This window comes from Streptomyces sp. Ag109_O5-10 (assembly GCF_900105755.1).
Lineage (GTDB): Bacteria > Actinomycetota > Actinomycetes > Streptomycetales > Streptomycetaceae > Streptomyces.
On sequence record NZ_FNTQ01000001.1, the window covers coordinates 8,873,911 to 8,889,907 of the forward strand.

The following is a 15,997-nucleotide window of genomic DNA, read 5'->3' on the forward strand; positions in this document are numbered from 1 at the left end:
GACGCGTCCCGGCCGTTGCGGCAGTGGGGAGTGTGCGCGTGTCCGTCGAGTCCGCCGACGGGTCCAGGGCTGGACCGGTGAGCGCCGAACGCTTCGCCCGCGAGGGCCTCGCGGCCCTCCACCGCCTCGCGGAGTCGGCCCGCGCCGACGTCGCGCGGGCCGCCGGGCCGATCGCCGACTGCGTCCGCGCCGACGGGGTCGTCCAGGCCTTCGGTACCGGCCACTCCCAGGCTCTGGTCCTCGAAGTCGCCGGCCGTGCGGGCGGGTTGGTTCCACCAATCGGATCAGCATCGCCGACCTCGTCCTCTAGGGCAGCGAACACCCCAGCGTCCTCGACGACCCGCTCCTGGAACGCGATCCCGGCGTCGCCGCCCGCCTCTACGCCCTCGCCGCCCCGCGTCCCCAGGTACGCCGGACGGATCCGGCGCACCGCGGACTGACGGCGCCGGCGGGCGCCGCCGGTGCCGGGCCGCGCCGACTGTCCGGATCACCGCTCCGAGCCGCGCGGCGATGACGCGCTGCCCGGTTCCGGTGCCGCGGTCGAACCGGTCTGTGCCTTCCGCACTCGGCGGTGCTGTGACCTCGCCTGGGCCCTGGCGGCCTCGGACAGGGCCGGCTGGAGGCGGCGGGCGGCGTCGACGTGGTCGTCGGTCCAGATGACCCGGACCGCGACGGGGGTGGCCCGGCCCTGACCGTCGCTGAGTTCGGTGCGGACGGACTCCACGAGCCGCGCCGCCCCCTCGGGCCGGAGCGGAAGGGCGTCGGGCACGGCCGTACGGCCCCCGAGGCTCGCGGCGAAGTCGTGGTACCAGCCGGTGACCAGCGCCGCCGAGCCGAGGACGGCACGATGGGCGTCGGCCCGGACGGCCTGGACCCGCGCCAGGTCCTCGCCCCGCCACAGCGAGACGACGGCCTCGGCGGCCAGCCGGAGCCCGACGACCCCGGTGACGAGAGTGGTCGCGCAGGACAGCGACAGCGGCTTGGCACCGCGCTCGGCGAGGTAGTTGCGGAACGCGTCGTCGAGGCGGCGGGCCGCGGCCGCCGCCACCCGGCCCTGCGGATCGGGATCGGTGGGATCGCGGTGACCGAGCGCGTAGTCCACGGCGCGCCCGAGGTAGCGGGCGCTGTCGTCGTACGCCTCGGCGAGTGCCTTGTGGACGGCGGCCCGGGCGCCGCGCGGCCAGAAGAACACCGCCACCACCACGCTGACCAGGCACCCAAGCGCGATGTCCTGGACGCGCAGCAGGGCGATGTGCCAGTTCGGGTCGTGGCCGATGTTGAACAGCACCACCAGCGTGACGGTGAACGCGGCCTGCCCGGCCGCGAAGGAGATGGCGGCGGGCGCGATCCCGGCGCACAGGATGGCCACGGGGAGCACGAACCACAGCGCCGTGCCGTGGTGGCCGATCAGCCGCAGCAACACGGCGCCCACCACCGACCCGCCGACCGTGCCGAGGACGGCGCGGACGGCGTTCTGGCCGGTGCTGAGCGCGTTCGAGCGGAGCACGGAAAGGGTGCCCAGCAGCACCCAGAAGGAGTGCCCCACACCGGTGACCCCGGCCAGGAACACGGCGATGCCCAGGCCGACGGCGCCGCGCAGGCTGTTGTGCAGCCACACCGAGTCCGGCTCGAGATGGGCGACGGCGCGTTCCCGCGCGGCCGCGAGGGGCGCGGTCAGCGCGCCCGGCTCGAGGCCGAGGAGCCGCTCAGGCCAGCTGCGCTGCCAGGCGGTGGCCGCCAGGTCGACGTTCTCGGCGATCTGCAGCACGGCGAAACCGAGCTCCTGGGCGCGGAAGGACACGTCGAGCGCGGCGATGAACCCGTAGACCTCCGCCGTGCTGGTGCCGCCGGGGTGCTCGGCGGGCACCTGGACGGTGGAGCTGTGCTCCATCCCGGCCAGTGCCGCCCGCAGGTCGCTCTCCCGGGTCCGCAGCGGACCGGTGTCCCCGTCCAGGTCCGTGAGCAGATCGCAGGCCGCCTCCAGGACGTGCGCGGCGGCGCGGCGTACGGTGTGCGCGGCCGGATCGCAGGCCGGGGGCTCGTCGGTGTACTCGGACCGGTCGACGAGGACGGCGCACAGCCAGGTGAGCTGGTCCACCAGCCGGACCAGGGCACGCGAGGTCGCGGACAGACCGGTGGGGCGGCACGTCGTGGCGCCGAAGACCCCGCGCAGCTCCGCGTCGGCCCGGGCGGTGTGCTCGGCCCCCGCCCGGCACAGCTCGGCGTCGGACCCCGGCCCGTCCTTCCCCGGCAGGTCCGCGCGGATCCGCAGATACCCGGCGGCGGCCCGGCAGACGGCCGCCGCCGGAGCGCTGAGCAGGTCGGCCACGGGACGCGGCCACAGCAGGGCGACGGCCGGCAGTGCCACCGCCCCCGCCAGGCCCGCGCCGGCCAGGCGCGCGGGCAGCAGCGACAAGGGCACCGGGGCGGTCACCGGCAGCACGAAGGCCAGCAGCAGCGCTGTCGAACTGCCTGCCAGGACCGAGCTGACCACACCGGCGAACAGGACCGCGAACCCGACCACGACCGTGGCCGCCACGGCGAGCCAGAGCCACGGCGCGACCAGCGTGCCGAGGCAGATCAGCACCAGCCACGCCACCGTGAGCGCCGCCTGCGCCCGCAGCCGCTCCACCATCGGCCCCGAGTAGTCCACCAGCAGCAGCATCGAGAACGAGCCGAACGCCGCGTAGCTCGCCATCGTCGGGGAGTGCAGCACCTCGTTGCACAGGGCGAACAGGGCGGGCATCACCAGCGCCGTACGCGCGGCCCGCCGGGTCGCCGCGAGATCCGGGTCCTTGCCGCGCAACCACGTCACCCACCGTGGCGCCCGCCCCGACATGTCCACCTCCCACCGGCCCCGGGCGGCCGGCTCCGACGCCGCACCGCCCACACCACTCCATATGCGGTCACCGCCGGGCCGCCCGCAACATTTGCCCCGGGCCCCTGGGAGCGGCGCGGGCTCAGCGCACCGGGAAGCCGAACGAGTACCCCTGTTCCTTCAGCCACGGAAGCACCTCGCGCAGGGCGTCGACCGTCTCGGAGCGGTCGCCGCCGGCGTCGTGGAAGAGGACGGTCGGCCCGTTCGGCAGTTCCTCCTTGACGGTGGCGACGATGGCGGCCGTGCCGGGGCGCTCGAAGTCCTTCGAGTCGACGTTCCAGCCGAGCGGGCGCATGCCGTGGGAGGCGGCGACCTTGCGGCTGTACGGGGCGAAGGCGCCGCCGGGGGCGCGGTAGTAGAGCGGCCGCACACCCCCCGACGCTTCGGTGATCATGCTGTCGGCGTCGAGGATCTCCCGGGACTGGTAGGCCTCGGACTTGGTGTCCATGGTGACGTCGTGGGAGACCGTGTGGTCGCAGAGCCGGTGCCCGGCGGCCACCACTGCCCTGACCAGGTCCGGGTGGGCCTTCGCCTGCGGTCCGATCATGCAGAACGTGGCCTTCACGCCGTACTCCTTGAGCACCTGGAGCACCTTGGGGGTCCAGACCGGGTCCGGTCCGTCGTCGATGGTGATGTTCACGCCCCGCGTGCCCCGGTCCGAGGCGTGCGCGATCTGCGCGGACACCGCGGCCGCAGCCGCCTTCGGCGCGGGATGGTGCACCGAGGTCCCGGCCTTCGCGGGGCCGGTGACGGGACCTGCCTGTGCGGTCCACAGCGAGGCGGCCACGGTCACGGCCGTGACCCCGAGCGCCGCCGCGGCCACCTGGCCGTACCATCCCCGTCCGCCGTGCCGCGCCATGTCCGCCCCGATCCCTGCCGTTGAGTCGATCTCGTGCACCCGTCAGGACGGAGAACGGAGGGCACCGGATCCCTCCGTTACCGATCACGGACAATTCCGCGAGAGTTTCGCGACAGGCGCTCTGCGAGACCTTTAACGCCGGGCGGCGTGATCGGTGTTGGCGGCGGCCGGACGGCTGCTGGAGCCGGCGGTCCCCGGCGCCCTCGACCCCGGTGTCCGGGACCGGATCGTCGCCTCGACCGGCGGCAACCCCCTCGCCCTGGTCGAGGCGCCCCGGGAACCGCGTGCCGGCCAACTCGGCGGCGGGACACCGCCGCCCGAGCCGAACCCGCTCGGCCGTGCCCTGCGCGAGCGGCTCACCTCGGGATCGGTCCGGAACCCGGTCCGCCGTTCGCGATGATCATGTGGAGAATGTCGAGTTCCTCCGGCGGTCCTGGCGGGGTGCCGCCCCCGCCCCGAGACTGGCTGCCGGAGCCCGAGGGGCGGAGGGGGCAGTCATGACATCGCGTCTGCAGTGGGTCCAGGGCCGTGGAGAGCAGGCCGTCGTCGCACGCGGACGGACCTACGCGGCCGAGGTGCTCGTCAAGTTCCTCGTCCTGGCGGGCCTGCTGTACATGCCGGTCCTGCTCTTCCACTGGGGCCAGTGGATCCCGTTCGCCGCGGCCGGTGTCTACCTGCTCTGGGAACTGCGCCGCGTCAGCAGCGCCCTCGGCGAGCTCGCGGACCTCTGGAACGAGCAGCACCGGCAGCGGCAGGCCTCGGTGCGGAGCGACGCCCTCGGCTGAACGGGCCGGGCTCAGGCGGGCGCGCCGGCCTCGCGGACCAGCTCGATCGCCCGCCCCAGGGTGGTGAGCCGGTCCTCCAGGGTCTCGCCGGCCGGGTAGAGGCGGACGGTGTCGACGCCGGCGTCGCGCCAGACCGCGAGGCGCTCGCGGACCATGGCCTCCGTACCGATCAGCGTCGTGCCGAGCACCATCTCGTCGGTCACCAGACCGGCCGCGCCGTCCCGGTCGCCGGCCTGCCAGCGCTCGCGCACCTCGGCGGCGACCTCGGCCCAGCCCTGGCGGCTGTAGGCGTTGTTGTAGAAGTTCGTGGACGCCGAGCCCATCCCGCCGAGGCTGAAGGCGAGTTCTTTCTTGCGTCCGGCGACCATCGCGCCGAGCGCCTCCTCGTCGGCCGCGAAGGCGACCTCCGCGCCCTGGCAGACGTCCAGGTCCGCGCGGGTACGACCGCTGCGGGCCAGGCCCTCGTCGAGGTGCGCGAAGTAGGCGTCGGCGGCGCCCTCGGGCACGAAGCTGGTGCCGAGCCAGCCGTCGGCGGCCTCGCCGGTCAGCCGCAGCATGGCGGGGGAGAGGGCGGCGAGGTAGACGGGGATGTCGTGCTCGGCGCGCATCGACAGCCGCATCGGGACGGCCTCGCCGCCGGGCAGGGGCAGTGTGAACTCGGCGCCGGAGTAGGAGAGCCGGCCGCCGGCGACGACTTGCCGGACGATCTCCACGGTCTCGCGCATGCGGCGCAGCGGCCGCGCGAAGGGGATGCCGTGCAGCCCCTCGATCACCTGCGGGCCGGAGGCGCCGAGACCGAGCAGGAAGCGCCCGCCGGACAGGTTGGAGAGGGTGATGGCCGTCTGGGCCACGGCCGTCGGTGTCCGGGTGCCGAGCTGCATGATGCCGGAGCCGAGCAGCATCCGGTCGGTGAGCGCCGCGTAGTAGCCGAGCGCGGAGGGCGCGTCGGAGCCCCAGGCCTCGGCGACCCAGCAGACGTCCAGGCCCAGCTTCTCGGCCTCGACGACGAAGTCGCTCGTCCGGGACCAGTGTTCGCCGCCCGAGGCCTCGATCGTGGTGGCCGTCCGCATCACGCCTCCGCCCGCTTCTTGATCTCGGCGAGGGTGGCGGTGATGCCACGCTCGAACTCCCGCAGCCGTACGAACACGATCTTCTGCTCCTTGTCGGGCATCCGGTCGATGGCGAGGGACAGCCCGGAACGCCCCGGACCCAGCTGCATCCACTCCGACAGCTCCGTCCCGCCGTCCTTCGCGTGGAGCCGGAACCGCCAGACCGCGGAGGGGTCGGACGGATCCTCCACCGCCCAGGCGAACACCGACTCCGGCTCGCACTCGATCACATGGGAGGTGGTCTCCCACTTCCCGAGCGCCTCGTGTTCACTGCGGCCGACGAACCTGGCCCCCACCGCCGGAGCTTCGGCCCCGTCCAGCCAGGTGACGGACCGGAGCTCCTTGCTCATGTCCGGCATCAGTCCGATGTCGCTGACCAGCGCCCACACCGTGGCCGGTGGGGCGTCGATCCAGGTCCGTGCCTCGACCGTGGGTTTGTCCGCGTAGCGTGCGCCCGTCCACTCCAAGACCGTCGGCCTCCTTGCCGTGCAGGTGTCTGACCGTCAGAGTTGCTATATGAGACTTACCTTGTCAAGAGGGCGACAGGGTGTGCCGTGCTCAGTCGGTGCCGAACCGCCGGCGGATGTCCGGCCGCTCCCTGAGCCGCTCGGGATAGCCGGGCCCCATCCGCATCGAGGTCTCCTCGGACCTGAGCGGTGTACGGCACTGCGCGCAGACGACCTCGGGCGTGGTGTCGTGGCCGCACGCCTCGTGGTGGAAGACCACGGGCACGCCCCGCTCCCCGGCCAGCCACCGGTCGCCCCACGCGGACATCGCGGCCAGCACCGCGAACAGGTCCCGGCCCTTCTCCGTGAGGACGTAGTCGTAGCGCGGCGGCTCGGCCTCGTACAGCCGCTTCTCCAGGATCCGCTCGTCCACCAGATGGCGCAGCCGGTCGGTCAAGGTGTTGCGGGCGATGCCCAGTTCCTGCTGGAACTCGTCGAAGCGGCGGATCCCGTAGAAGGCCTCCCGCACCACGAGCGGTGTCCAGTGGTCACCCAGCAGGTCGACGGTCCGCGCGATGGAGCACGGCCACTTGGCGAACGACGTCCGTTTCATGGCTCCACGATAGCGAGTCTTGTGAAGAAACTCTGCTGACAGCTACGGTTTCGGATGTGGGCGGCCCGCCGAGGCCGCAGCATGAAGCGGGGGGCCGGGGGCCGTCCGGAGGGCGGCCGTGAGCCGTGGAGCGAGGTGTCCGACCATGAAGATCGAGGGATCGGTCGCGCTGGTGACCGGAGCCAACCGGGGGATCGGGCTGGCGTTCTGCCGGGCCCTGCTCGCCCGGGGCGCGGCCAAGGTGTACGCGGGTGTACGACGGCCGGAGAGCTTCACCGAACCGGGGCCGGTGCCGCTGCGCCTCGACGTCACCGACCCCGAGCAGATCGAGGCCGCCGCCCGGACCGCGTCCGACGCGACCATCGTGATCAACAACGCGGGCATCCAGGGCGGGCCGCCCCTGCTGGAGGGCTCCCTGGACGGCGCCCGGCAGGAGCTGGAGGTGAACTACCTGGGCACCTGGGCCGTCTCGCGCGCCTTCGCGCCGGTGCTCGCGGCCAACGGCGGCGGCGCCCTCGTGAACATGCTGTCCGTGGCGTCGTGGCGCTCGACCTGGCGGTTCCCCAGCTACGCCGCGTCCAAGGCGGCGCAGTGGTCGGTGACCAACGCGCTGCGGGTCGCCCTGCGGGAGCAGGGAACGCTGGTCGTCGGCGTGCACGTCGGCTGGGTGGACACCGACGCCACCGCGGCGGTGGACGAGCCGAAGACGGACGCTGCCGAGGTGGCCGCGCAGACCATGGAGGCGATCGCCCGCGACGAGCCCGAGGTCCTCGTCGACGAGACAGCCCGCCGGGTCCGCGCCGCGCTCTCCGGTCCGCTCGATCTTCTCTACCCGACCGGCTGATCGCGCGTCCTGATCGTGCGACCGTGGAGTCAGCAGACCACTCGACACAACGGTGAGGTGGAGCCATGCAGACCGACTTCGACGTCGTCGTCCTGGGAGCCGGGCCGGGCGGCTACGTGGCCGCGATCCGCGCCGCCCAGCTGGGCCTGCGCACGGCCGTCGTGGAGGGCCGCTTCTGGGGTGGCGTCTGCCTGAACATCGGCTGCATCCCGGCGAAGGCGCTGCTGCGCAACGCCGAGGTCGCCCAGCTGATCCTGCACGACGCGGAGAAGTTCGGCGTGAAGATCAGCGGGGAGGTGGCTCTGGACTACCGCGCCGCCTACGAGCGCAGCCGGGTGGTCGCCGACGGGCGCGTGAAGGGCGTCGGCTACCTCATGCGCAAGAACAAGATCGAGCAGTTCGACGGGCAGGGCACCTTCCTCGATCCGCACACCCTCCAGGTACGCATGCAGGACGGCGAGACCACGCTCTCCTTCCGCTCCTGCATCATCGCGACCGGCTCGACCGTGAAGCTGCTCCCCGGCACCACGCTGGGCCGCCGCGTCGTCACCTACGAGGAGCAGATCCTCTCCGACACCCTCCCGGCGAGCATCGTCATCGCGGGCGCCGGGGCCATCGGCGTCGAGTTCGCCTATCTGCTGCGGTCCTACGGCGTCGAGGTCACGCTGGTGGAGTTCCTGGACCGGATCGCCCCGCTGGAGGACGAGGAGGTCTCCGCCGAGCTGACCCGGCGCTTCAAGCGGCAGGGCATCAGGATCCTGACCTCCACCGCCGTGCAGTCCATCGAGGAGACCGAGGACAACGTCCGCGTGACCGTCCGCTCCGGTGACGCGGAGCAGGTCCTGGAGGCGGAGAAGGTCCTCCAGGCCACCGGCTTCCAGCCGCGGACGGCCGGCTACAGCCTGAACAGCACCGGGGTGCGGCTCACCGAGCGCGGTGCCATCGACGTCGACGGGTACTGCCGTACCAGCCAGCCGCACATCTACGCCATCGGCGACGTCACGGCGAAGCTGATGCTGGCGCACACCGCGGAGGCGATGGGCATCGTCGCCGCGGAGACCATAGCCGGGGCGGAGACCATGGAGCTGGACTACCGGATGATCCCGCGCGCCACGTTCTGCCAGCCGCAGATCGCCAGCTTCGGCTGGACCGAGGCCGAGGCCCGCGCCCAGGGCTTCGACGTGCGGGTGGCTAAGTTCCCCTTCACGGCCAACGCCAAGGCCCACGGCCTCGGCGACACGGTCGGGTTCGTGAAACTCGTCAGCGACGCCCGGTACGGCGAACTGATCGGCGGCCACCTGATCGGACCGGACGTGACGGAACTCCTGCCCGAGCTGACCCTCGCCCAGAAGTGGGACCTCACCGTGCACGAACTCGCCCGGAACGTGCACGCCCATCCCACGCTGAGCGAGGCGGTCCAGGACGCCCTGCACGGGCTCGCCGGGCACATGATCAACCTCTGACCCGTCTGCGCGGGGCCGCACCGACCCCCCCGCTCCTCTCGCCGAGCGCACCTGGGCCGTCCTGACCGAGGCGGTGCCCGGTGGCTGGGGCATCGGGGGGCACGCCTGCACCGACGACGAGATCGTCCGGCACGTCCGCGAGGTGCTGCGCAACGCCTGAAGTCCCGCCGGACGATCTCGGGCCGGAGGTGGTCGGGAAGGCGGTCGTACCATGACGTGACCGTCCAGCAGCCGCCCCGAGGAGTCACCGTGGCCCGCCCCCGCACCACCGCCCGCACCGTGGAGCACCCCGAGCTGTCCGAGGTCTCGCTCCAGCAGGTGCTGGAGGCGCTGGTGGACCCGGTGCGGCGCATGGTGGTGTCCCAGCTGGCCCGCGCGGGGGAGGACCTGAGCTGCGGGACGTTCGTCGCGCCCGTCTCGCCGTCCACGCTGACGCACCACTTCTCCGTGCTGCGCGAGGCCGGTGTGATCCGGCAGTACTACGTCGGGACGGCGAAGATGAACACGCTGCGCACCGACGAGATGGAACTGCGGTTCCCGGGTCTGCTCTCCGCGGTCCTGGCCGCCGCGTCGGCGGAGGCGGAAGCGGGTGCGGACCGGAACGGCCGGTGACCCTATTTCGATGGCGCTCAAAATTTGACGGCTATCGAACCTTGGGGCAGGGTGGGTGGAGACGCCGGGCCGGGCCGGCGCGTCTCCTTCCCGATACCTGCCCTGAGGACGGATGCACCATGGCAAGACTCGTTCAGTTCGACCGGATTGGCGGACCCGAGGTCCTCACCCTCCGTGACGTCGAGGTCGGCGAGCCCGGCGCGGGCGAGGTCCGGATCCGCGTCGACGCGATCGGCCTGAACCGCGCTGAGATCATGTACCGGGAGGGCGCCTACTTCTACGACCCGGTCTTCCCCTCGACGCTCGGCTACGAGGCCGCCGGTGTGGTGGAGGCGGTCGGCGAGGGCGTGACCGGCCTCGCCGAGGGCGACCCGGTGGCGGTCGTACCGCAGTTCCTGCAGACCGACTACGGCACGTACGGCGACCACGTCATCGTCCCGGCCTCGGCGGTCGTGCCCCGCCCGGCCGACGTCGACCCGGTGCGGGCGGCGGCCGTGTGGATGGCGTACACCACCGCCTACGGCCCCCTCGCCGAGAGCGGCCGGGTGCGCCCCGGCGACCACGTCCTGATCACGGCGGCCTCCAGCAGCGTCGGACTCGCCGCCCCCCAGATCGCCCGCCATGTCGGTGCGATCCCGATCGCCACCACGCGCGGCCCCGGCAAGAAGCAGCGCCTGCTGGAGGCCGGCGCGGCCCACGTGATCGTCACCGACGAGGAGGACCTGCCCGCCCGGATCAAGGAGATCACCGGCGGCGAGGGCGTCCGCCTGGCCTTCGACCCCGTCGCGGGACCCGGCGTGGAGACCCTCGCGCAGGGGATCGCCCCGGGCGGCTTCCTGGTGGTCTACGGCGCCCTCGACCCGCGTCCCACCCCGCTGCCCAACGCCCAGTCCTTCCCGGCGCTGAACAGCAGTACCTACACCCTCTTCGAGATCACCACGGATCCCGAGCGGCTGCGCCGTGCGGTCGCGTTCGTCAACGCGGGCCTCGCCTCCGGCTCCTTCGACCCCGTCGTCGACCGCACCTTCGACCTCGCGGACATCGCCGAGGCACACCGCTACATGGAAGCGAACGAGCACGTCGGCAAGATCGTCGTCACCGTCTCCCACGAGGGCGCGCCTTCCTGAGCCACCCGGTACCCCCGGTCGGCCGCCGACGGGCGGACGTGGGTCCGGGGCGCGGGCGGGGCGGCCGTCAGTGCCCCGCCCGCGCCGCCGCGTCGTGGATGAGCCGGGCGTGCAGTTCGAACAGGGCCACCAGGTCGACGGGGTCGCCCTGGACCTCCCGGTGCACGAACGGGCCGTCGGCGCCGGCCACGGCGTAGGCGGTGAGGGTGTCCACCCCGTCCTCGGTCAGGGACGGGAAGAGGGTCGCGACGATCTCGGCTGTGCGCCGGCGCGAGATGGCGCGGACCTGCAGGAAGACCGTACGGCGGCGGCGTTCGGTGGGGCGGCGCTCCAGCGCGACCACGAGTCCGGGGCGCGGGAAGACCGGGGCCGTGAGGAGGGACCTGGCCAGTTTCCCGGCCATCGGCACGACGGACGGCCTTCGTCGGTGACTCACCCGGCAGGCAGGTCGGCCAGGAAGCGGGCGCCGGTGGTGTGCGTGGGGTCGTGGGTCACCTCGCCGCCGACGGACCGGGCCAGGCGCCGTGCGAGCGGCAGGCCGAGGCCCGCGCCGTCGTGCCCGTCCCCGGGATCGGCCCGGCGACCGGGCTGGAAGAGGTCGTCCACGAACGTCTCCGGTACGCCGGGGCCGTCGTCGGTGACGCTGATCCGGACCCCGCCGGGCACCGGACACGCGGACACGGTCACCGTGGACTCCGCGTAGCGGAGCGCGTTCGCCAGCAAGGGGCTCACGATGCGTTCGATGAGGGCGGGCCGGACGCCCGCCGCCGGCTCCGCACCGGCCGCGTCGACGACTGCCGTCACCCGCTCCGGTGTCCCCAGGCGGTCGACCAGCCGGTGCAGGACCGGTACGACGGCCGTGGCGCCGGGGGCGGTGCCGGCGGTGTGCGCCTCCTCGCGGGCGTCGTCCAGCAGGGTGTCGCAGATGGTGCGCATGGCCTGGGCCGCCTCTGCGATCACCTCGTGCGTCGACCGGGTCTCGGCGCCGGAGCGGGGCCGGGCCCCCCACCAGTCCAGCTCGACGATGATCCGGGTGAGCGGCGTGCGCAGCTCGTGGGACAGCTCCCCGGTCAGCTGGCGCTCGTGCCGCAGCACGGTCCCGACGCGGTCGAGGAGCGCGTCCAGCGAGGCGCCGAGGCGGGCGAGTTCGGCCGGCTGCCCGGCCGCGCCGAACCGCTCGTCGGAGCCCGCGGCGCTCCACTCGGCGGCCTGGTCCGTCATGGTGCGCACCGGGCGCAGCGCCCGCCCGACGGCGAGACGGGTCAGCGCGTAGGTGCACGCGAGCATGAGCGAGTCCAGGACCAGGGAACCCAGCAGTACGGCGTCCGCCGAGTTGCGGTACGGGCCGAGGTCGAGGGCGGTGACGATCGTCACCGTGCTGCCACGCCCGGCCACGGAGCGGGCGCACAGGCGCACGGACCGGGGTTCCGCGACCGTCACGGTCGTACAGGTGCCGTCCCCGTGCGCGGCGAGCCGCGCGGCGGCCTCGGTCAGGGCGCCGCCGGCGGTGGCGGACGGAGGCTTCTCCAGCAGCCGCTTCCCGGTGTAGATCCAGACGTTGGAGTCGAGGAGCCGGTCGTTCACGGTCTCCAGGACCCGTACCCGTGAGCCGCTGGTGTCCACGGTGGTGGCGACGGCGGCCGCGCGGCTGCCCAGCTCGGCGTCCGCCTGGTGCCGCAGGTGCCGGTCCATGACGGTGTTGAACGCCACGGTCAGGACGGTCATCAGGAGGGCCGCCGTGGTCACCGCCACGAGCGAGAGCCGGCCGCGCAGCGTGCGCGGGGCCAGGCGTCGTACGAGGCCGTTCACGACAGCCGGTGGCCGATCCCGCGCGCCGTCCCGAGGTCCAGCCCGCTGCCCGCCGCGCGCAGCTTGCGGCGCAACCGGCTCAGGTACTGGTCCAGCGTGTTGTCGCTGACCTGGGCCCCGTCCGGCCAGGCGGCCCGTACCAGGTCCCGGCGGCTCACGATGTCCCCGCCCGCGGCCACCAGCGTGGCCAGCAGCCGGAACTCCGTCGGCGACAGCTCGACCCTGGCCTCGCCGACGCGCGCGCTGTGCCGGGTCGGGTCCAGGACCAGGTCCCCGGCCGCGGACACGGCCGGCGGGGCGGACCGCTTGAGCGCGGCCCGGAGGCGGGCGACGAGTTCGGCGAGGTGGAACGGCTTGGGGAGGTAGTCGTCGCCCCCGGCGGAGAACCCGGACAGCCGGTCGGTGAGGTGGTGGCGGGCCGTGAGGAAGATGATCGGGGCCGCGAATCCGTTGGCGCGCATCGCCTGGCACACGTCCCGGCCGTCCGCGTCCGGCAGCCCGACGTCCAGTACGACCGCGCCGATGCCGTCGCCGGTCAGCCGCAGGGCGGTGGCGCCGTCGGCGGCGGGCACGGGCTCGAAACCCTCGTCGGCCAGCCCGCGGCGCAGCACGTCCCGCAGGGCATGGTCGTCCTCCACGACCAGGATCTTGTGAGGCATGGTCCTCCGTCGGAGCTACGGCCGTACCGCGGTCCGGGCCGCGTCGGTCACCCGCGGCCCTCTGCCCTGGCGGCCCGCCGCCCCCGGTACACCTCGGAGAGCACGGGAATCAGGGACACGACCACGATGAGCGCCACCAGCGGCAGCAGGTAGCGGTCGACGTTCGGGATCGAGGAGCCCAGCGCGTATCCGGCGAGGGTGAGGCCGAGACTCCACACGAGTCCGCCGACGACCTGCCACTGGGTGAACGTCCGCACCGGGACCTCCAGCGCCCCCGCCATCGGGTTGAGCACCGTACGCACCACCGGCACGAAGCGCGCCAGGACGATGGCCTTCGCGTGGCCGTACCGCCCGAGGAAGTCCTCGGCCCGTTGCACGCCCTCGTGCAGGCGCTTGGAACGGCTGCGTGCCAGCAGGGCGCCGCCCGCCTTCCGGCCGAGCAGGTACCCGAACTGCGCCCCGGCCAGCGCACCCACGGCCGCCGCCACGAGCAGCGGTCCCAGGGACAGGTGCAGGTTGCCCTGCGCCGATCCCGTGCACAGCAGGCCTGCGGTGAACAGCAGGGAGTCGCCCGGCAGGAAGAACCCGACCAGCAGCCCCGTCTCCGCGAACATCACCAGGCCGACGCCCAGCACGCCGAAGGCCGACAGCAGCGAATGGGCGTCGAGCACGTTCACGGCCAGCTGTGACGCCGCGAGGATCGGTGTGGTCATGAAGGGGGGCCCTTTCCGGCGGACGGTCGCACCTGAACACCTGAACACCTGAACGACTACAACTTTGTAGACGTCGTACGGAACTCTAGACGATCGCGGACGGGCGACGGTGCGCCCACGGTTGCGGCGCCGACATCCGAACGCGCCTGCGAAGCACCTGCTCAACCACCGTGACCAGGGAGTTCGCTGTGGCAGTCAGGTCGTGTTCAGGGCCGGCACGCGGACCTGAAACTCATACACCAGAGGCGTCCAAGCATGGGCAAAGACATCTGGGGCACCGGGTGTGCGGCGTGTCGTCGTGCCGCCCGTGACCGCGGAGCGCCTCCTCTTCGCCTGGGTGTACCGGACGGCGGGCGTCACGGTCGGCGTGTTCGGCCGATGGCCGCCGACGTCTTCCACGCCGGACGCGGCCAAGAGCGCGTTTTCTGCGTCCCGTCCTCCGGGGAACGGCTTCGACTTGGAGGGACGGACGTTGCGCCGTGGGTACTGGTGAGCGGACCGCGAGCTCGCCGGGCTTGATCCCAAGACCGACTGGGAGCGGATGATCTCGCTCCATGTCGCTTGCGACATCGCGCAGTTCGCGCTGTCGGCGGCGCGATGACGGAGTTCGCCGCGAAGTTCGACCTGTGACCCCACGAAACGACGGAAGCCGGGCATCCCGTGGCGACCGCGTGATGGACTCCTGCGCACGGAACGCACCGGGGGACTGGTCTCAGCTGCAGGTGAGGCGGCCGGCGTTGGCCTTGGCGGTGAGGATGCGGTGCACGGAGGCGGCGACCTTGGTGCGGAACGACGCGTCCCTCGCCATCTGGGCCTGCACCCCCTGGACCATCGCCGGCACGGTCGACGCCTGGACCGTGAGGACCATGTCGCCGCCGGCGCCGATGAACTGCACCGCGCGTTGCGCCGGAGTGTAGGCGCGCACCGCGACCGCCTGGCCGAGGTCGTCGGAGATGACGACTCCCTTGAAGCCGAACTTGGTGCGCAGCAGCGAGTTGATGACGGTCGGGGAGAACGCGGCGATGTGCTTCGAGTCGATCTTCGTGTACTTCGCCGACGAGATCATCACGAACGGCGCCCCCGCCTTGATCCCGCTCTGGAACGGCTGCAGGCTCGAACTGGACGCGGTGGTCACCGAGTCGACGACGTTCGCGGTGGTGTCGGTGTTGCCGATCACCTGGCCAAGGCCGGGGAAGTGCTTGAACGTGGTCATCACCTTGGCCGTGCGGAAACCCGCGGCGAAGGCGCCGGTGTGCGAGGTCACGACGGCGGGGGTGTGGCCGTACTCGCGGTAGAAGTGGCCGATGGGGGCGTTGCGGGTGCCGAGACTCGCGGGAACCACGTCGGCGACCGGGGCGAGATTGAGGTCGAGGCCCGCCGCCTTGAGCTGTCCCGCCCAGGTCGCGGCGCGGCTGCGCAGGGTCGCGGTGCTCCACGTGCCCTGGGTCAGGCCGTTGGGGATGACCGAGAATCCGGGTCCGCTGAGCACCTGGACCTGGCCGCCCTCCTGGTCGGTGGAGACGAGCAGCCCGACCCGGTGTCCGCCGACCGTGTCGGCCTGCGTGCGGAACGCGTCGACCACCTTCCGCGTCGCGGCGGTCCCGGCGGTGCTGCGGCCGGTGAGCATGACGGACCCGACGTGGTAAGTACGCAGTGTCTTCAGGTCCGTCGTACTCGGTCGGGTGGCGTTGACCCCGCCCATGAACAACTGGCCCACGCGCTGGGCCTGGGTCATCTTCGCGTACACCGTGTCGGCGCAGCTCGCGGCGGAGACGGCGGACACGGGCCGGGCGGCCGCGTCCGCGGCCGGCACCGTGCACACACCGGCGGCGAGCGCGGCGGTGACGAGTCCCACAGAGGTGCGCCGGGCGGCGGAGCCGCCGCGGGCGCGTCGACGAACAGGTGTCCCCACGATGCGCTCCTGACTGATACGGGTGCACGTCGCGGAGACCAACGGGCCGACGGACGACATCGGACCGCATGGCCCGCGACCGGTTCATTCGCACAATACGTTACGCCGAACGGGTGCCGTCAGCACCCGGGCGAAGCCGTTGTCGCGGGACGTGTCCACGTCCCGCGA

At 72.8% G+C, this 15,997-nt stretch carries 16 protein-coding genes and 1 pseudogene; 7 read left to right on the top strand and 10 right to left on the bottom strand.

All coding sequences use genetic code 11. The annotated features are described in order from the left end of the window. Positions 1 to 38: 38 nt before the first annotated feature. Positions 39 to 406, top strand: a pseudogene (locus tag BLW82_RS40410) (SIS domain-containing protein); the annotation flags it as partial. Positions 407 to 487: 81 nt separating this feature from the next. Here the strand turns inward: BLW82_RS40410 and BLW82_RS40415 are convergent. Continuing rightward, complete coding sequence (locus BLW82_RS40415; protein WP_256216122.1) at positions 488 to 2,815, bottom strand: FUSC family protein; 2,328 nt, start codon at positions 2,813 to 2,815, stop codon at positions 488 to 490. A 145-nt stretch (positions 2,816 to 2,960) separates the two neighbouring features. After that, positions 2,961 to 3,737, bottom strand: coding sequence for a polysaccharide deacetylase family protein (locus BLW82_RS40420; RefSeq protein ID WP_093508537.1), 777 nt, complete (start codon positions 3,735 to 3,737; stop codon positions 2,961 to 2,963). Positions 3,738 to 3,891: 154 nt separating this feature from the next. Here BLW82_RS40420 and BLW82_RS40425 point away from each other — a divergent pair, with 154 nt between their 5' ends. Both BLW82_RS40425 and BLW82_RS40430 read left to right on the top strand, forming a co-directional pair. Then, positions 3,892 to 4,137 (top strand): hypothetical protein, encoded by a 246-nt coding sequence (locus tag BLW82_RS40425; RefSeq protein ID WP_218162434.1) that lies wholly within the window; start codon positions 3,892 to 3,894, stop codon positions 4,135 to 4,137. A 97-nt stretch (positions 4,138 to 4,234) separates the two neighbouring features. After that, positions 4,235 to 4,522, top strand: coding sequence for a hypothetical protein (locus tag BLW82_RS40430; RefSeq protein ID WP_256216123.1), 288 nt, complete (start codon positions 4,235 to 4,237; stop codon positions 4,520 to 4,522). Between the two features lie 11 nt (positions 4,523 to 4,533). Here the strand turns inward: BLW82_RS40430 and BLW82_RS40435 are convergent, their stop codons facing one another. The 3 genes from BLW82_RS40435 to BLW82_RS40445 all read right to left on the bottom strand — a co-directional run bounded on the left by BLW82_RS40435 (position 4,534) and on the right by BLW82_RS40445 (position 6,690). Next, positions 4,534 to 5,592, bottom strand: coding sequence for an LLM class flavin-dependent oxidoreductase (locus tag BLW82_RS40435; RefSeq protein WP_093507119.1), 1,059 nt, complete (start codon positions 5,590 to 5,592; stop codon positions 4,534 to 4,536). After that, a complete protein-coding gene (locus BLW82_RS40440) occupies positions 5,592 to 6,098 on the bottom strand; it encodes an SRPBCC family protein (RefSeq protein ID WP_093507121.1) in 507 nt (168 codons plus the stop codon). Before BLW82_RS40440 ends, BLW82_RS40435 begins: the two co-directional genes overlap by 1 nt. A 91-nt stretch (positions 6,099 to 6,189) precedes the next feature. Further along, positions 6,190 to 6,690 carry a winged helix-turn-helix transcriptional regulator gene (locus BLW82_RS40445; protein WP_093507123.1) on the bottom strand — a complete coding sequence of 167 codons (501 nt, stop codon included), beginning with the start codon at positions 6,688 to 6,690 and terminating at the stop codon, positions 6,190 to 6,192. 145 nt (positions 6,691 to 6,835) lie between these two features. Here BLW82_RS40445 and BLW82_RS40450 point away from each other — a divergent pair, with 145 nt between their 5' ends. The 4 genes from BLW82_RS40450 (at position 6,836) to BLW82_RS40465 (ending at position 10,736) form a co-directional block, all read left to right on the top strand. Next, a complete protein-coding gene (locus BLW82_RS40450; protein ID WP_093507125.1) occupies positions 6,836 to 7,534 on the top strand; it encodes an SDR family oxidoreductase in 699 nt (232 codons plus the stop codon). Positions 7,535 to 7,599: 65 nt separating this feature from the next. Continuing rightward, the gene (gene lpdA, locus BLW82_RS40455; protein WP_093507127.1) at positions 7,600 to 8,997 is read left to right on the top strand and encodes a dihydrolipoyl dehydrogenase; all 1,398 of its coding nucleotides are present in this window, start codon (positions 7,600 to 7,602) and stop codon (positions 8,995 to 8,997) included. Between the two features lie 249 nt (positions 8,998 to 9,246). Next, positions 9,247 to 9,609: an ArsR/SmtB family transcription factor gene (locus BLW82_RS40460; protein WP_256216124.1), complete on the top strand. Its 363-nt coding sequence runs from the start codon at positions 9,247 to 9,249 to the stop codon at positions 9,607 to 9,609. Positions 9,610 to 9,728: 119 nt separating this feature from the next. Then, entirely contained in the window at positions 9,729 to 10,736 is a 1,008-nt protein-coding gene (locus BLW82_RS40465; RefSeq protein WP_093507129.1) for a zinc-dependent alcohol dehydrogenase family protein, read from the top strand. Between the two features lie 67 nt (positions 10,737 to 10,803). Here BLW82_RS40465 and BLW82_RS40470 read toward each other — a convergent pair whose 3' ends face one another. The 5 genes from BLW82_RS40470 to BLW82_RS40490 all read right to left on the bottom strand — a co-directional run bounded on the left by BLW82_RS40470 (position 10,804) and on the right by BLW82_RS40490 (position 15,829). Further along, positions 10,804 to 11,139: a hypothetical protein gene (locus tag BLW82_RS40470; RefSeq protein ID WP_093507131.1), complete on the bottom strand. Its 336-nt coding sequence runs from the start codon at positions 11,137 to 11,139 to the stop codon at positions 10,804 to 10,806. A gap of 29 nt (positions 11,140 to 11,168) precedes the next feature. Next, positions 11,169 to 12,545, bottom strand: a complete 1,377-nt coding sequence (locus tag BLW82_RS40475; RefSeq protein ID WP_256216125.1) for a sensor histidine kinase — start codon at positions 12,543 to 12,545, stop codon at positions 11,169 to 11,171. After that, positions 12,542 to 13,204, bottom strand: a complete 663-nt coding sequence (locus BLW82_RS40480) for a response regulator transcription factor (RefSeq protein WP_093507133.1) — start codon at positions 13,202 to 13,204, stop codon at positions 12,542 to 12,544. Before BLW82_RS40480 ends, BLW82_RS40475 begins: the two co-directional genes overlap by 4 nt. Before the next feature lie 47 nt (positions 13,205 to 13,251). After that, positions 13,252 to 13,917 carry a DedA family protein gene (locus BLW82_RS40485; protein ID WP_093507135.1) on the bottom strand — a complete coding sequence of 222 codons (666 nt, stop codon included), beginning with the start codon at positions 13,915 to 13,917 and terminating at the stop codon, positions 13,252 to 13,254. Between the two features lie 712 nt (positions 13,918 to 14,629). Further along, positions 14,630 to 15,829 (bottom strand): glycoside hydrolase family 3 N-terminal domain-containing protein, encoded by a 1,200-nt coding sequence (locus BLW82_RS40490; protein ID WP_093508541.1) that lies wholly within the window; start codon positions 15,827 to 15,829, stop codon positions 14,630 to 14,632. Positions 15,830 to 15,997: the final 168 nt, after the last annotated feature.

Excerpts from the sequence above, each read along its gene's own strand:
- BLW82_RS40420 (WP_093508537.1), bottom strand. The coding sequence starts at position 3,737 with ATGGCGCGGCACGGCGGACGGGGATGGTACGGCCAGGTGGCCGCGGCG.
- BLW82_RS40430 (WP_256216123.1), top strand. The coding sequence starts at position 4,235 with ATGACATCGCGTCTGCAGTGGGTCCAGGGCCGTGGAGAGCAGGCCGTC.
- BLW82_RS40435 (WP_093507119.1), bottom strand. The coding sequence starts at position 5,592 with ATGCGGACGGCCACCACGATCGAGGCCTCGGGCGGCGAACACTGGTCC.
- BLW82_RS40445 (WP_093507123.1), bottom strand. The coding sequence starts at position 6,690 with ATGAAACGGACGTCGTTCGCCAAGTGGCCGTGCTCCATCGCGCGGACC.
- BLW82_RS40450 (WP_093507125.1), top strand. The coding sequence starts at position 6,836 with ATGAAGATCGAGGGATCGGTCGCGCTGGTGACCGGAGCCAACCGGGGG.
- lpdA (WP_093507127.1), top strand. The coding sequence starts at position 7,600 with ATGCAGACCGACTTCGACGTCGTCGTCCTGGGAGCCGGGCCGGGCGGC.
- BLW82_RS40465 (WP_093507129.1), top strand. The coding sequence starts at position 9,729 with ATGGCAAGACTCGTTCAGTTCGACCGGATTGGCGGACCCGAGGTCCTC.
- BLW82_RS40470 (WP_093507131.1), bottom strand. The coding sequence starts at position 11,139 with ATGGCCGGGAAACTGGCCAGGTCCCTCCTCACGGCCCCGGTCTTCCCG.
- BLW82_RS40480 (WP_093507133.1), bottom strand. The coding sequence starts at position 13,204 with ATGCCTCACAAGATCCTGGTCGTGGAGGACGACCATGCCCTGCGGGAC.
- BLW82_RS40485 (WP_093507135.1), bottom strand. The coding sequence starts at position 13,917 with ATGACCACACCGATCCTCGCGGCGTCACAGCTGGCCGTGAACGTGCTC.